Below are 14,914 nucleotides of genomic sequence, written 5' to 3'. Positions count from 1 at the left end.
ACAATTGACGTCCTTCGTTAACCGATTAAGCGCGACAAAGCGTGTGATTATTTCACGAACTGGCGATTAACAAAAGACAACTTTTTATTGAGAAAGAATAATTTCTTTTTGCTTAGGGGATTACCCCTTTTGCAGCGATGGATACCAGCGCGCCAGCGCCTTGAGCCGGTCGGCGACCAGCTTGCCGACCGCGTCCGGATGCAGCTGGCGGCTGACGTCGCGGGCAGCACGCTGGCCGATCGCTTCGCGCAGGCCGGCGTCGTCCAGCAGCCGGCCGATGCACTCGGCGGCATGGCCAACGTCGGCTTCGGCCCATACCGGTCCGGCCGGATAGGCGCCCACTGCCTCGGCCAGCGGCTCCAGCGCGTAGTGGACCGGCATCGAGTTCTCGGCATTCATGAAGTCCATGTTGGCCGACCACCCGGTCGCGACGACTGGTTTACCGAGGTACATCATCTCGGCGGGCGCCAGGCCAAAGCCTTCGGCGCGGTGCAGCGAGACCAGCATGTCGCAGCAGGACTGCAAATCCCAGGTCTGCTGGCGCGTCAGGAATTCGTCGATCACCACGGTGCCGGGCAGGTCCGCCAGGCTGGCGCGCAGCTCGGCCTCGGCTTCCGGATGGTGGCTGCCGTTGATCGTCTTGACCACCAGCGCGCAGTCGGTGCGGCCGCCCTGCGCCATGCGGAAGGCGGCGATCGCCGCTTGCGGATTCTTGCGGTGCTGGTAGGAGTGGAAGTCGTACATCACCAGCGCCAGCACTTTGCCGGCCGGCAGGCCGAAGGCGCTGCGGTCGATGCCCGGCGTCGGCGCGAACTGCAAGGCGTGCGGAATCACCACCACCGGCAGCGGCGACACGGCGGCCACCGCGTCGCGCACGAAATTGGATGGCACCCACACCTCGTCGAGCATGCTGAATGCGCCGAGATGGGCATCCGGCAGCTGCGGCTGCTCCCAATGCCAGAACCCGATCCGGTAGGTCGAGGACAGTCCTTTGGATTTGAGGTGGGCGACCGTGCCCGGCGTCTGGTCCGCATTCACATACAGCAGGTCGATCTTGAAGCGCTTGGCACTGGCGTTACCCAGCGCGTATGTGTCGCGCTGCAGGTTGGAGGTCTGGTAGCCGACGTCGAGCACCGAATACGGCACGCCAGCAGCGGTGCAGGCGCGCGCCAGCGAACGTGCGGCTTCACCCAGTCCCAGTTCCGCGGCGATGTAGCCGACCAGGTTGATGCCGGGCGCCGCGCCAGGAACTGGCCCTGGGTGTTGCGGCAAGGACGAAGCGGCCCGCCCGCCCGCCGGTGCGGCCGCACCGGCCGCTGGCGCCTGGCTTACGGCCGCCATGCGCATGCCGGTCATTGGCCACATCAGCAAGCGCCACTGCCAGCCCGGTTTCTTGCGGCTTTCGGCGGAACGTCCGACACCGATTGCGGTGCGCAGATAGCCGGGCAGCGTGGCGCAACGGTCCGCGAAGTCCCTGAGCGCGGTCTCATCAACCTGACGTTTGAGGAAATAGTCGTAGATCGCGGACAGGCGGGCCGGGCCCGTAAACGCGGCGCTTTCGCCAAGACCCGGGTGGTCGAACGGTTTGCCGGCCGCCAGCCGGCGCAGCGGCTGGCTGACCCTGAACGCCGAGCGCACATGGGCGGGGACGGCCGAGCCGTCGCGAAAGGCCCCGAAACCGTAAGGCAGGCTGCGGTAATTTTCCTGGCCGTTGGCGATCACGCGCTGGCAGTACTCGACGACCAGCCCGCGCACGATGGGGCCGACCGTGTCGAGCTTATGGCGGTCCTGGTACTTCGACAGGGGCTGCGGATTTTGTGGGTCCATGCCGCTGTAGTGGAAAAACACGAGCGGCTCGCCGTTGACCAGCAGGCCGCTCTCGCCTTGCGTGAAGCTGCGCTGCGCCAGGTTCCAGTACGCGACGTTATAACCGGGATGGCGCAGGATGCGCACGTTCTCGAACATGCCCGGCACCAGGTCGATCCAGCTCTGGTCGACGAACACGCCATGGGCAAAGTCGACCACGCAATCGCGCGCCAGCTTGCCCTGCCACCAGCGCAGGAAAGCGCGCGTCTCGAGGCGGTCGGCGATCGCGCAGAAGCCGAGGTTGTAGGTGCCCGCCATGCGGATCGACGCCTCGGTCGGATTGCGGTCGTCGTCGTACGGCGCCAGCATGTGCGGCGTGAGCACGACGCTGGCGCCGTTGGACAGGTGCGCCAGCACGTCCGCCAGCGGGCGATAGAGGTAGATATCGGGATCGATGTACAGCACTTCCGTGTGGCCACGGTCGAGCAGGTGTTCCAGCGTCCACGGCTTGACGGCGGTGTTGAGCTCCAGGATCGTGTACTGGAAGTAGAATTCGTCGCCGAAGGGAAGCCCAAGCTGCGGCAAGGCGATCGCTTCGAATTCACCCGCCAGCGCCGCTGCAGGCGCCATGTCCGTATCGACGATCACGCAGTAACGTTCGGCTTCCGGATGCTGGAGCGCCACGCTCTGCATCAGCGTGCGCGCATAGTGGAGGTAATTGTTCGAGACGATCGTGACGACGGCAGTTTTTTTCATGGAGACGGGCAGGTGGGTGGGTTCCGAGCGACACTCTACAATAAATCCGCCGGTTGCCGCGGCGGATGCGCTTTGCTTATCCGCCCTGGGTGCCCAGCTTCTCAGGCACCGCATCAATCCACAACTGTTCGTGGAACCTGTTCACCGGCGTGTCCATCGCATCGCATAGCGCGGTGATCCGCTTGGCGATGAACTCGTACTGCGCCCCGGTCGCCGGGCGCGCCTGGCAGTCGGCGATCCATACCGGATGCAGCACGATGCGCTGGACGGCGCCGCCGCCAATCTCCATCTCGAACATCAACTGATGATCGTTCCTCAGCACAGGATCGACCGCATAATCGTCGACCAAATCGCCGGCCGCGTAGAGGATCGGGCAACCGCGGTAGATCTCCACCCCGTGGAAGATATGCGCGCTGTGTCCGAACAATATCTTCCAGCCCATCTCGATGGCTGCGTGCGCGATGCGGCGAAATTGCGGCGACGGTTCCGGCACCATGTTCGGCCCCCAGTGCAGCGACAGGATCGGCCAGTGCACGCCCGCATCGCGCACCGGCGCCAGCGCTTTCTCCATCAGGTCGAGCGCCTCGGACTCGTCGGCAAAGTCGATGTAGGCCATCCCGGGCCGGTTGTTTGTGGCGGCAAAGTCGGCCTGGTGGTCGCACATGGCCACCATCGCGAAGCGCGTCCCGTTGCGCTCGACGATGGCGGGCGCCAGCGCTTGCCGGATGTCCGCGCCAGCGCCCGCGTTGCCGATGCCCTGCGCATGCAGCTGCCTCAGCGTGTCGGCGAGGCCCTGGAATTCGAAGTCGAGAATGTGGTTGTTGGCGAGGCTGACGAGGTCGATGCTGGAATCGGACAGCGCATGGACGGCCGCCAGCGGCGCGCCGAAGTAGAACGCCTTCGGCGCGCCCTTCCAGCGCTGGACCGAGGCTGTGATGGCGCACTCGAGGTTGACGATAGCCAGGTCGGCGTCGCGCAACTGGCGCGCGACGCCGCGCAGCGGATAGTGCGGACCGAGGCGGCGGATCCACGCCGATACCGTGCGGCCGAGCATGACGTCGCCGCCGAACATCAGCCGCAGCAGCGGCTTGGCGGCATGCGTGCCAGGTAGCATGCAAACTCCGAAAACGTCGAGGTGAGCGATCCATGATCGTACACCCAACGGTCCAGGCTTGATGTGAATCAGTCGTGCGGAACGTCAGTACTTGTCGGTGAAGCAGGCAAAGGCACGCTCGACTTGCGCGTGGGCGCCGCTATCGACGATCGAATCGTGCGCGACGATGGCGCGGTCGAACGGCCACGCCAGGATCTTGCGCGCGCTGGCCGCAAACGCCGCCGGATCGCGCACGCCGGCGCGGATGGTGCGTGGCACCCCAAGCCGTGCACGCACACCGGTAACGCCCGCATACAGCCTTGCCGGCAGGTTCAGGTCGCCGGTCCACCACTGGCACAGGTCGGTCATGATGACAGTGCGCGAGGCCTTGTGATAGAACACGGTTTCATTGGCAAACGGGAAGCCGGCGGCAAACACCTGGTCAATCTCGGCGGCCCATGCCGGCGGCGCCTCGGGCGTGAGCGTTTGCATGTTGCGCAGGCCGGGACGCTTTTGCGCCAGTCCGGGCGCGCCGTACAGCACCGCATTCGGAAACGCCCTGGCCGCGTCGCCGGCAAACATGTGGTGCACCTTGTTCGGCGCGACGATGAAAGCGACCTCGCCGAGTCCGGCAAGCTGTTCGCGCACCGGTGCGCTGAGCGGTACGGGAGAATGCAGCCACAAGCGTCCGTCGGCGAACCGCACTACCGTCATGCGCGCGGTGACGCCAATACCCAGCGCGGAAAATCCATGCTGGAGGTGCCAGAGGTTGGCGGCGATCGGTTGCAGCAAGGCGGGCTCCTGTTCAGATAATGACACTGGATACTACCTTGAAAGTGTAACTACGGAAACTATTCAACTTGCTGGGGCAAAGCGCCCGCGATGCGCATGTCGCGCTTGTGCGGCGTGGTGAGGACACGCACCGCCACGTGCATCGGTACGCCGCGCGCCGACAGGTACTGGGCAGCGTCATTGGTCGACGAACTGCGCTGGATGATGAGTCCCTTCTCCACCTTGAGTGCGGTCCGCCGGTCCGTGCGTACTTGTCTCATGAAGCCTCCCGGCCTCAATATACCTCTGCACCGCAAGGCGCACAAGGAAACCTGTAATATTGCCAGCGATTACGAAACGCTGCGAATACCTCACCAAGGACTCCCTGACATGCGTCGAACCCTGCTCTCCCTGTGCTTGCTATCCATTGTCTCCACCAGCGCGCTGGCCCAGCCAGCGTGGACGCCTGCCTCGAGCGGCACCAGCGCCGAGCTGCGCGGCTTGTCGGTGGTCAGCACCAGCGTCGCGTGGGCCAGCGGCGCGCGCGGCACCGTGCTGCGCACCACCGACGGCGCGCAATGGCAGGCGATGAGCGTGGCGGGCGCGGAGAAGCTCGACTTCCGCGACATCCATGCGATCGACGCCAACACCGCCCTGGTGATGGGCGCAGGACCGGGCGACGCCTCGCGCATCATGCGCACCGACGACGGCGGCAAGACGTGGCGCCAGGTTGCGCTGAACAGCTACAAGGAGGGCTTCTGGGATTCGATGGCGTTCTGGGATGCCGGCAACGGCATCGTGTTCGGCGATCCGGTGGACGGCAAGTTCCAGGTGTACGTGACGGCGGACGGCGGCGCGACCTGGCGCGAAGTGCAGGCGACCGGACTGGAGTCGCTGAAGGACGAAGGCGCATTCGCCGCCAGCGGCACGGCGTTGACTGTGCATGGCGCGCGCGACGTATGGATTGCAACGGGTGGCGCGTCAAGCGCGCGCGTGCTGCGCTCTGCCGACCGGGGCCTTACCTGGCGCGCCGCGAGCCTGCCGATTCCTGCGGCGGCGCCCGGCAAGGGAATCTTCTCCGTCGGCTTCCTTGATGCGCAACACGGCATGGCGGTGGGCGGCGACTACAAGCAACCTTTGCTGGACTCGGTCAATGGTGCGCGCACGATCGACGGCGGCGCGAGCTGGCAGCCGGTTTCGGTGCAGCCAACCGGCTATATGTCGGTGGTGATGGCGGTGCCGGGCGCTCCGCGCGCACTCGTCGCAGGCGGGCTGGCCGGTTCGGGATATTCGGTCGACGGCGGCCAGAACTGGAAGGTACTCGACCGCACGCCGGTCAATACCATCGGTTTCGCCAGCCCTGCCATCGGGTGGGCGGTCGGACCGAAGGGCCTGCTGATGAAGTACTCAGGCCCTTCGCTGGGTGCGGCGGTTAAACAAGCGCGACGTTATTGATGTCGATGCCGCGGTAGCGGCGGCGGTACAGCACCAATGCCGCGGCGGCCAGCAGCGTGACGATCACGCTGAGCAGGAATTTCGATCCGCCGTGGTCCACCACCGGGCGCGCGGTTGAACGCATCGTCGCGGCCTCCAGCTTGCGGCTGTAGGTCGCGCCGATGACCTGCTCGACGTCGTTGATGCTGTTGGTGAGGTGCAGGCCCTTGCCGCCGCGGTGGACGGTCATCACGCCGTCGCGCCAGACGAAGGAGCGGCGCTCGTCGCCGATCAGCACGGTGCCGACCACGTGACCGGCGTTGTTGATGTCGGTTGCGTAGCTGGAGCCGTAGCCGATCAACGCGCCGAGATCGACCATCCGCGTGCCGTCATGCAGGAAGGCGCGCCACCGGCGGTCGCCGGTTTCGGACGCGCCAACCACCACGCCCGCGTCGTTGATTGCGGTGGCCGAGCTGGAGCGCCCGCCCAAGGTGCCGAGGTCGACCATGCCACGGTTGGCATCCCAGATGAACGCATGGCGGTAGTTGCTGGACAGCGCTGCCGTGCCGACGACCTGCCCGAGATTGTTCACGCCCGCCGCATAGCTGATTTTCCCGCCGAGCGTGCCCAGGTCGGTCATCGCGCCGGTTCCGCTGTAAAGGAAGGCGCGGTAGTCGCCATCGAGATTGTCCGCATACCCTGCGACATGCCCGGCGTCGTTGATAGCCATGCCGAAGCTGCCCGGGCCGCCCAAGGTTCCGATGTCGCGCATTCCGCCCGAACGGTCGTACATGAAGGCGCGCCAGCGGCCGTCCGTCCGCTGCGCCGCGCCAGCCACCTGCCCGGAACGGTTGATCGCGCGGGCTTCGCTGTAGTCGCCGCCCAGCGAACCCATGCTGGTCAGCGCGCCTTTTTCGAACAGGACGGCGCGCCGGCGGCCGTTCTCGTCCTCCACCACGGCCGCGACCTGGCCGCGCGCGTTGACGTCGTAGGCGATGGTGGAGTCGTCGGCGGGGATGCCGAGTGCTTTGGTAATGGTGGCGGTGGAGACGGCGCCAGCGTGGCTGGCGGCGATGGACAGGAGGAGCAGGCAGCCTTTCAGAACGCGTGACATAGGCGAATCCTTTCGGAGGATGAAGTGCGGGAGGGGTTCAAAATGTTGAGTAAATATACGTCACTACTCACAAAATAAATACAAATCGCGCACCTGCTGTCCGGATTCGAACAGTTCACTCCGAATGGAATTCTTCGGCCGTCGCAAACAGGTCCCAGGCCGCGATGAACAGCGCTGCAATCACGGGGCCGATCACGAAACCGTTGAGGCCGAACAGCGCCATGCCACCCAGGGTCGACAGCAGCACCACGTAGTCGGGCATCTTGGTGTCCTTTCCCACCAGGATCGGGCGCAGGACGTTGTCGACCAGTCCGATCACCAGCACGCCGAAAGCGATCAGTACGACGCCTTTCCAGACCGCGCCCGCGATCAGGAAATAGATGGCGACCGGAGCCCATACCAGTGCGGCGCCGACGGCGGGCAGCAAGGACAGGAACGCCATCAGCACGCCCCACAACAGCGCGGCCTGCACGCCGAGGAACCACAAGATCAGCCCGCCCAGCGCGCCCTGCGCCGCAGCCACAAGGACATTCCCTTTGACGGTGGCGCGGATGACGGTGGTGAAATTGGTGAACAGGCGCTGCTTGTATTTGCGGCTCATCGGCAGCGCGTGCCGGATACGCCCTGCCAATCCCTGGCCGTCGCGCAGCAGGAAGAACAGCAGGTACAGCATGACGGTCAGGCTGACCAGGAAGTCGAAGGTGTTGCGCCCGAGACTGATGGCCTGGGCTGCGATCATCTGGCTGATTTGGGTGGCGACGGCCGACAGTTTTTGCTGCAGTGTCGCCAGGTTGGTGAGGTCGAAGCGTTCCAGCAGATTGACCAGCCAGTGCGGCAAAGCCTGGATGATCTGCTGGAAGGAAGCGGCCAGATCGAGCCGGGCGGGGTTGAGCAGTTCGTAAGCCTGCGCCGCCTGGTCGATCAGCGATGCGCCGACCAGCGAGAGCGGCAGGATCACCATGACCAGGATCGACAGGAGCGCGATCAGGGCCGCGCCGTTTGGCTTTTTCCCGGTCGCCAGCAGCAGCCGGCGGTATAGCGGCGCGAACAGGATGGCGAGAACGACGCCCCAAAAAACCGCGCCGAAAAATGGCCAGAGAATCCAGCCGAAGCCGATCGTGACAACGGCCAGAAGCAGGAGGAAGGTTTTTTGGTGGAGCGTGAATTGGGTCATAAGGAGGCTGCAATATTATTTAGTAATTTAGCAACCTCATCATAAACGATCCAGCTCACTGTGTTTTGTAATAAGTTGAGATTGAACAGCGCGAGCGCGCCGCTGGCTGTTTCGCGGCAGCCTCGTGGAACGGCGCGACCGGCGTGTATTCCTAAGCTATCGTCGCTGCGTCGAGACAGCGGATGGCTAGTTCATCGGCCGCGATCGGTGGGGAAACGAGGAATCCCTGAATTTCATTACATCCTTCCGCGCGCAGGAAATCGACTTGTTCCCGCGTCTCGACCCCTTCGGCAATGACCGACAGGCCAAGGTTTTTTGCCATCGCTATGATGGTGCGCGCAATCGCACAATCATGCGGATTGAGCGGAATGTCCCTGACAAACGCTTGATCGATTTTCAGCCGGTCGATCGGCAGTTCCTTCAAGTACGACAATGATGAATAGCCCGTGCCGAAGTCATCGATCGCCACTGTCACTCCCAGCGCCTTGATCTGGCGTAGCTTGTTGACCGTTTCCTCGATGTTTTCAACTATGGAACCTTCGGTGATTTCCAGTTCCAGCAGCTGTGGCGGCAAGCCGCTGTCATCCAACGCATCGCGCACCTGGTCGACAAACGCCTTATGATGAATCTGTTTAGCCGTTATATTGACGGCAATACGCAGTTCGAGCTGATTTTCCCTGCGCCAGGTAGCAGCCTGATGGCAGGCCGATAGCAGTATCCAGTCGCCAATCGGTATGATCGTTCCACTTTCTTCGGCGAGCGGAATGAACTCGTTCGGTGGAACCATGCCGACGTCTGGGCGTGACCACCGAACCAATGTTTCGGCCCCGATGATCCGTCCAGTTTCCAGTGACGTCTGCGGCTGATAGAGAAGCCGCAATTCCTTGCGCTCGACCGCGCGCCGCAACGCGGTGTCCATATCCAGGCGGCGCGCCACATGGCGAGCCATGGATTCATCGAAGAATCGCCAGCAATTGCGCCCCGCCGCCTTGGCACGGTGCAGCGCCGTGTCGGCGTTGCGCATCAGGGTTTCGCAGTCTTGCCCATCCTGGGGAAACAGGCTGATGCCCATGCTCAGTCCCACATAGAGTTCGGTGCCATCGATGGCGATTATTTCGCCGGCCGCTTTGGAGATCCGTTCCGCCAGTTGCTCGATGACGAGGATGTCGCTTTCGATATTCTCTACCAGGACAACGAATTCGTCGCCACCGATGCGGGCCAGCGTATCGCTTGGGCGCAGGCACGCATGAATTCGTTGCCCGACCTGGACCAGGACCTTGTTGCCGACCTCATGTCCGAGGCTGTCGTTGATGGTCTTGAATTCGTCCAGATCCATCAGCATGACAGCTACCCATGCCTTGCCGCCGGCGGCGATGGTCAGTCCGTGCTCGAGGCGGTCCACAAGGGTCTGCCGATTTGGCAGCTTGGTGAGCTGGTCGAAATGGGCCATCTGAAACAAAAGCACTTCTCGGACTTTTTTTGCTGGGTAATGTCTACCGTCACGCCGCGCAGTTGAATCAGGTCTTTGGTCGCTGCCGCCACAACAATATTGCTACGTAACCAGATTTCGCGCCCGTCCGGAGCGAACACGTGGTGTTCGACTGGCCGCAACACCGTCGTATGGCTGTTTAAGGCCAGTATCGCTTCGGCGCGTTGGCCATCGACATTGCTGGATAATTTATCGTGCCAGAAGTGTGGATCGGATAACCATTCATCGGCCGAATAGCCCGAGATCGCGGCGGCATTGGCGCTGACAAAAGTAAGACGAAAGTCCGGCAATTCTGCTTCCCATACGATGCCATCGATGCCGTCTACCAGTTCGTGGTAGCGCCGTTCCGACGCTGCCAAGGCATCGTTTTGCCGCCAGGCTCGCCTGCGTCACCACCAAATCGTTCAGGCGCCGCCACAGTAGCGCGATCAGGGTAAGCAGCATGGCCGTCGAGATGGTGCCGATGAGCCCGATCTGCTCCGCTTGCCGGCGCCAGGCTTGCAGCACAATGGCTTGCGACATGCTGGCGGTCGCAATGACTGGGTAGGTGCTGGAAGCGGCATAGCCGACCACGCGCGCAGTGCGGTCCACCGCGCCCACGTATCGAATCGAAACGAGCGTCCAAAGTTAAGCACTGCGAAATCCAGTCTTTCATCCGCTGGTGAACCTTCGGTCAAGCGAACTGCGAGAAATCCGGCTTTCGCTTTTCCATGAAGGCAGTCATCGCTTCCTTGGCTTCAGGCGCCAGCAGCATGTTCGCGAACAGCGCGTTCTCTGCTGCCATGGCGTCGTTGATGGCTGGGGTGCGGGCGCGCTTCATCAGGGCCTTGGTGGCGCGGACGGAGGCTGCAGGCAGTGCGACCAGCCTGGCGGCCTGGCGTTCGGCGAACGGGCGCAGTTCGTCGAGCGGCAGTATCTTGGAGACGAGGCCCATCTCCAGCGCTTCCTGGGCCAGGAAGGCTTCGCCGAGCAGCAGCTTTTCGGCTGCGCGCGGGTAGCCCGCGAGCTGCGGCAGCAGCAGGCTCGATGCGAATTCAGGGCACAGGCCAAGCTGCGAGAACGGCAGCGAGAACTTGGCGTTGTCGGCCGCGTAGACCAGGTCGCAGTGCATCAGCATCGTGGTGCCGATGCCGACTGCGGCGCCGGATACCGCTGCGACCACTGGCTTGGTGCTGCCGGACAGGGCGCGCATGAACTGGAAGACCGGACGCGCTTCCGGTGGGACGCCTTCGACTGGCTTCGAATTCTGCAGGAAGTCGGGAAGGTCGTTACCGGCCGTGAAAATTTCTGGCTTGCCGGTGATGAGGATGGCGCGGATCGAGTTGTCGGTTTCAGCTTCGTTGATCGCGTCTGCCACGGCCTGGTACATCACCGCGGTGATCGCGTTCTTGCGCTCCGGGCGGTTGAATTCGATTGTCAGGATGCCGTTGGCTTTGCTGGTAAGGATATCCATTGTGTCTCTCGTTCCTTTGTTGGCCCGTCGTTCCCGCGAAAGCGGGAACCCATAGAGCGCGGAAGATAGACGCTCAGTATGGGTTCCCGCTTTCGCGGGAACGACGGTATTGCGTGTGGTGGATAGAACAAAGGGCGCCGGGTAATCTACCGCAGCGCCCTCTTTATTCGACTATTTTAAACGACGTTTAAACGCGTTCGATGATGCCTGCGGCGCCCATGCCGGCGCCGACGCACATCGTCACCATGCCGTACTTCAGGTTGTTACGGCGCAGTGCGTGCACGACGGTCGCGGCGCGGATCGCACCGGTTGCGCCCAGCGGGTGGCCCAGAGCAATCGCGCCGCCCATCGGGTTGACCTTGCTCGTATCGAGGCCCAGGTCGCGGATCACCGCCAGCGCCTGCGCTGCGAACGCTTCGTTCAGTTCGATCCAGTCCAGCTGGTCCTGGGTGATGCCAGCGGCTGCCAGCGCCGCAGGAATCGCGAACTTAGGACCGATGCCCATGATCTCTGGCGGCACGCCGCGCACCGCGAACGACGAGAACTTCGCGAGCGGGGTCAGGTTGTGCTCGCGCAGGATCTTCTCGCTGACGACGATCAGCGCACCAGCGCCGTCCGACATCTGCGACGAGGTCGCGGCGGTAACCGTGCCCTTGGCCGCGAACACCGGCTTCAGCTTGCCCATCGATTCCATGCTGGCGTCCGAACGCGGACCTTCGTCCAAATCCACGGTGCGCTTGCCGATCCGGATCTCGCCGCTTGCCAGGTCTGGCGTGCGGGTGGTGATTTCAACCGGGGTGATCTCGTCCTTGAACAGGCCGGCCTGCTGTGCTGCGATGGCGCGGCGGTGCGATTCGAGACCGAATGCGTCCTGGTCTTCGCGCGACACCTTCCACTGCTGCGCCACTTTTTCAGCGGTCAGGCCCATGCCGTAGGCGAGGCCCACGTTCTCGTCCCTGAAGGTCTCCATGTTGATCGACGGGTGGTGGCCCATCATCGGGACCATCGACATCGATTCGACACCGCCCGCGATCATCACATCGGCTTCGCCAACGCGGATGCGGTCGGCCGCCATCGCCAGCGCGGTGATGCCCGAGGCGCAGTAGCGGTTGACGGTGACGCCGCCCACCGTGTTCGGCAGGCCTGCCAGCACCACGGCGTTACGCGCCACGTTGAAGCCCTGCTCCGCTTCCGGGAACGAGCAGCCGATGATGGCGTCGATGATCAGCGCCGGGTCGAGGTTCGGCACGGCCGCCATCGCGCCGCGGATCGCGTGCACCAGCAGGTCGTCCGGGCGGGTCTTGTTGAACATCCCGCGCGGCGCCTTGCCAATCGGGGTGCGGGTCGCTGCGACGATGTATGCGTCTTGAAGTTGTTTGCTCATGATTTTCGTCCTAAGTGTTCTGCGGCGATCAATTGCGGACCGGTTTGCCAGTCTGAAGCATGCCCATGATCCGTTCCTGCGATTTCGGGTTGTTCAGCAGTTCAAGGAATGCCTTGCGCTCCATGTCGAGCAGCCACTGCTCGCTGACCATGCTGCCCTGGTCGATGTCGCCGCCGCTCACGATCTCGGCGATCATGTCCGCCAGCTTGAAGTCGTGCGCGGAGATGAAGCCGCCGTCGCGCATGTTGACCAGCTGGCCGCGGATCGTCGCCCAGCCGTAGCGGCCGGTGACCGGCACCATGCGCTGGATCGGCGCGCGGTAGCCTGCGTCGAACATCGAGCGCGCGGTGACCTTCGCCACGTGCAGCAGTTCGTACGGGTTGAAGACGATGATGTCGTCGTCCTTCAGGTAGCCCATCGCCTTCGCTTCCAGCGCCGACTTCGACACGTTGGCCATCGCCGCGTTGGTGAAGCCGTTCTTCAGGAATTGCAGGATGTCGTTGCCCTTGGCGTCACGCGCTGCGCGCACTGCCGCTTCTTTCAGGCCGCCGCCGGCAGGAATCAGACCGACGCCTACTTCCACCAGGCCGATGTACGACTCGATCGAGGCGACGCGCTTCGATGCGTGCAGCGCCATTTCGCAGCCGCCGCCCAGTGCCAGGCCAGCAACCGCAGCCACGACAGGGACGTTCGAGTACTTCAGCTTCATGAAGGTGTTCTGCAGTTCGGCCACGATCGGGCCGAGCGCCTTGGCGCCGCCTTGCATGAACAGCGGGAGCGATTCCTGCAGGTCGGCGCCCGCCGAGAATGCGCCGCCGTCGGCTGCATCGGTGTTCCAGATGACCAGGCCCTTGTAGCCTTTTTCAGCTTCTTCCAGGCCGCGCTGCAGGCCTTTGATGACGCCGCCGCCGATGACGTGCATCTTGGTCTTGAGCGACAGGACCAGCACTTCGTCGCCCGAGTGCCACAGGCGCACGGATTCGTCTTCGAACACAGTGGTGCCAGCAGTCTTGGCATCAAGGCCGCCGGTGCCGACCACTGGCGCGCGGAATTCCTGGCGCTTGTAGACGTCCAGCGTCGAACGCGGTACGTAGCTGTTCGACTTCGCGGAGTACGAACCTTCAGCGGTGTGCACGCCCTTCTCCGCGACCTGGCCTTCGAACACCCATGCTGGCAGCGGTGCATTGGTCAGCGCCTTGCCTTCGTCGATGTCCTGCTTGACCCATTCAGCGATCTGGGTCCAGCCGGCGGCCTGCCACGTTTCGAACGGGCCGACGCTCCAGCCGAAGCCCCAGCGCATCGCGAAGTCGATGTCGCGCGCGTTGTCGGCGATGGTGTCGAGGTGGTAGGCAATGTAGTGGAACGCGTCGCGGAAGATCGCCCACAGGAACTGGCCTTGCGGGTTGGTCGACTCGCGCAGCGCCTTGAATTTCTTGACCGGGTCTTTCTCTTTCAGGATGCGGCCGATGATGTCCGCTGCCTTGGCGCCGCCAGCGACGTATTCGCCGGTGGCGAAGTCGAGGCGCTGGATGTCCTTGCCGACCTTCTTGTAGAAGCCTGCGCCGGTCTTCTGGCCCAGCGCGCCTTTTTCGACCAGCTTGGCCAGTACGTCAGGCGTCTTGTAGAGCGCGAAGAACGGGTCGTCGGCCAGGTTGTCCTGCATGGTCTTGATGACGTGGCCCATCGTGTCCAGGCCGACCACGTCCGCGGTGCGGAAGGTGCCGGACTTGGCGCGGCCAAGCTTGGCGCCGGTCAGGTCGTCGACCACGTCCACCGACAGGCCGAACTTCTCGGCTTCGTGGATGGTGGCCAGCATGCCGAAAATGCCGACACGGTTGGCGATGAAGTTAGGCGTGTCCTTGGCGCGCACGACGCCTTTGCCGAGCACCGACGTCAAGAAAGTCTCGAGCTGGTCGAGGATTTCAGGACGGGTCGCTTCGGTCGGGATCAGCTCGACCAGGTGCATGTAGCGCGGTGGGTTGAAGAAGTGGACGCCGCAGAAGCGAGCCTTCAGTTCTGCGTCGAAGCCTTCGGCCAGCTTGTTGATCGACAGGCCCGAGGTGTTCGATGCGAAGATCGCGTTGGCGCCGATGTGCGGAGCGACCTTCTTGTACAGGTCGTGTTTCCAGTCCATGCGCTCGGCGATCGCTTCGATGATCAGGTCGCAGTCGGCCAGCTGGTCGAGGTTGTCGTCGTAGTTCGCGACCTGGATCAGGGCTGCGTCTTCCTTGTCGCCGAACGGCGCAGGGGACAGCTTCTTCAGGTTCTCGATGGCGCGCAGGACGATGCCGTTCTTCGGCGTGCCTTCCTTTCCTGGCAGGTCGAACAGGACGACCGGAACTTTCGCATTCACGCAGTGGGCGGCAATCTGCGCGCCCATCACGCCGGCGCCAAGCACGGCTACTTTTTTAACGGTGAAGTTAGTCATCATTTATTCCTA

The 14,914-nt window shown here is 63.4% G+C and carries 12 protein-coding genes; 1 reads left to right on the top strand and 11 read right to left on the bottom strand.

Going from position 1 to position 14,914, the window contains the following annotated elements; all coding sequences use genetic code 11:
* Positions 1-120: 120 nt before the first annotated feature.
* From HHL21_RS16805 to HHL21_RS16790, 4 genes are all read right to left on the bottom strand, one after another.
* The gene (locus tag HHL21_RS16805) at positions 121-2,562 is read right to left on the bottom strand and encodes a glycosyltransferase family 4 protein (RefSeq protein WP_169467963.1); all 2,442 of its coding nucleotides are present in this window, start codon (positions 2,560-2,562) and stop codon (positions 121-123) included.
* A gap of 76 nt (positions 2,563-2,638) precedes the next feature.
* On the bottom strand, positions 2,639-3,676 hold the full coding sequence (locus tag HHL21_RS16800; RefSeq protein ID WP_169467961.1) for a CapA family protein: 1,038 nt from the start codon (positions 3,674-3,676) through the stop codon (positions 2,639-2,641).
* An 84-nt stretch (positions 3,677-3,760) separates the two neighbouring features.
* A complete protein-coding gene (locus HHL21_RS16795; RefSeq protein ID WP_169467959.1) occupies positions 3,761-4,447 on the bottom strand; it encodes a DUF4336 domain-containing protein in 687 nt (228 codons plus the stop codon).
* A gap of 59 nt (positions 4,448-4,506) precedes the next feature.
* Positions 4,507-4,707 carry a hypothetical protein gene (locus HHL21_RS16790; protein WP_169467957.1) on the bottom strand — a complete coding sequence of 67 codons (201 nt, stop codon included), beginning with the start codon at positions 4,705-4,707 and terminating at the stop codon, positions 4,507-4,509.
* A 109-nt stretch (positions 4,708-4,816) separates the two neighbouring features.
* Between HHL21_RS16790 and HHL21_RS16785 the strand changes: the two genes are divergently transcribed.
* Positions 4,817-5,881, top strand: coding sequence for a WD40/YVTN/BNR-like repeat-containing protein (locus tag HHL21_RS16785; RefSeq protein WP_169467955.1), 1,065 nt, complete (start codon positions 4,817-4,819; stop codon positions 5,879-5,881).
* Here HHL21_RS16785 and HHL21_RS16780 read toward each other — a convergent pair.
* The 7 genes from HHL21_RS16780 to HHL21_RS16750 form a co-directional block, all read right to left on the bottom strand.
* Positions 5,859-6,974, bottom strand: a complete 1,116-nt coding sequence (locus HHL21_RS16780) for an HAF repeat-containing protein (RefSeq protein ID WP_169467953.1) — start codon at positions 6,972-6,974, stop codon at positions 5,859-5,861. The two genes, HHL21_RS16785 and HHL21_RS16780, sit on opposite strands and share 23 nt — an antisense overlap.
* A 115-nt stretch (positions 6,975-7,089) precedes the next feature.
* Positions 7,090-8,148: an AI-2E family transporter gene (locus HHL21_RS16775; RefSeq protein WP_169467951.1), complete on the bottom strand. Its 1,059-nt coding sequence runs from the start codon at positions 8,146-8,148 to the stop codon at positions 7,090-7,092.
* A 151-nt stretch (positions 8,149-8,299) separates the two neighbouring features.
* Positions 8,300-9,598 (bottom strand): putative bifunctional diguanylate cyclase/phosphodiesterase, encoded by a 1,299-nt coding sequence (locus HHL21_RS16770; RefSeq protein WP_169467950.1) that lies wholly within the window; start codon positions 9,596-9,598, stop codon positions 8,300-8,302.
* On the bottom strand, positions 9,526-9,996 hold the full coding sequence (locus HHL21_RS16765) for a PAS domain S-box protein (RefSeq protein ID WP_169467948.1): 471 nt from the start codon (positions 9,994-9,996) through the stop codon (positions 9,526-9,528). Before HHL21_RS16765 ends, HHL21_RS16770 begins: the two co-directional genes overlap by 73 nt.
* Before the next feature lie 314 nt (positions 9,997-10,310).
* Positions 10,311-11,090, bottom strand: a complete 780-nt coding sequence (locus HHL21_RS16760; protein WP_169467946.1) for an enoyl-CoA hydratase — start codon at positions 11,088-11,090, stop codon at positions 10,311-10,313.
* A 187-nt stretch (positions 11,091-11,277) separates the two neighbouring features.
* Positions 11,278-12,474 (bottom strand): acetyl-CoA C-acyltransferase, encoded by a 1,197-nt coding sequence (locus tag HHL21_RS16755; RefSeq protein ID WP_169467944.1) that lies wholly within the window; start codon positions 12,472-12,474, stop codon positions 11,278-11,280.
* Positions 12,475-12,502: 28 nt separating this feature from the next.
* Entirely contained in the window at positions 12,503-14,902 is a 2,400-nt protein-coding gene (locus HHL21_RS16750; protein ID WP_169468198.1) for a 3-hydroxyacyl-CoA dehydrogenase/enoyl-CoA hydratase family protein, read from the bottom strand.
* Between the last annotated feature and the right edge of the window lie 12 nt (positions 14,903-14,914).

Origin of the sequence: Massilia polaris (assembly GCF_012927275.1) — a bacterium.
GTDB lineage: Bacteria > Pseudomonadota > Gammaproteobacteria > Burkholderiales > Burkholderiaceae_D > Telluria_A > Telluria_A polaris.
The sequence above is the reverse complement of the archived record's forward strand: the minus strand, read 5'-3'. Positions and strand labels throughout refer to the sequence as shown.

Coding starts and splice junctions, on each gene's coding strand:
- HHL21_RS16805 (WP_169467963.1), bottom strand. CDS start 2,562: ATGAAAAAAACTGCCGTCGTCACGATCGTCTCGAACAATTACCTCCAC.
- HHL21_RS16800 (WP_169467961.1), bottom strand. CDS start 3,676: ATGCTACCTGGCACGCATGCCGCCAAGCCGCTGCTGCGGCTGATGTTC.
- HHL21_RS16790 (WP_169467957.1), bottom strand. CDS start 4,707: ATGAGACAAGTACGCACGGACCGGCGGACCGCACTCAAGGTGGAGAAG.
- HHL21_RS16785 (WP_169467955.1), top strand. CDS start 4,817: ATGCGTCGAACCCTGCTCTCCCTGTGCTTGCTATCCATTGTCTCCACC.
- HHL21_RS16780 (WP_169467953.1), bottom strand. CDS start 6,974: ATGTCACGCGTTCTGAAAGGCTGCCTGCTCCTCCTGTCCATCGCCGCC.
- HHL21_RS16775 (WP_169467951.1), bottom strand. CDS start 8,148: ATGACCCAATTCACGCTCCACCAAAAAACCTTCCTCCTGCTTCTGGCC.
- HHL21_RS16770 (WP_169467950.1), bottom strand. CDS start 9,598: ATGGCCCATTTCGACCAGCTCACCAAGCTGCCAAATCGGCAGACCCTT.
- HHL21_RS16760 (WP_169467946.1), bottom strand. CDS start 11,090: ATGGATATCCTTACCAGCAAAGCCAACGGCATCCTGACAATCGAATTC.
- HHL21_RS16755 (WP_169467944.1), bottom strand. CDS start 12,474: ATGAGCAAACAACTTCAAGACGCATACATCGTCGCAGCGACCCGCACC.
- HHL21_RS16750 (WP_169468198.1), bottom strand. CDS start 14,902: ATGACTAACTTCACCGTTAAAAAAGTAGCCGTGCTTGGCGCCGGCGTG.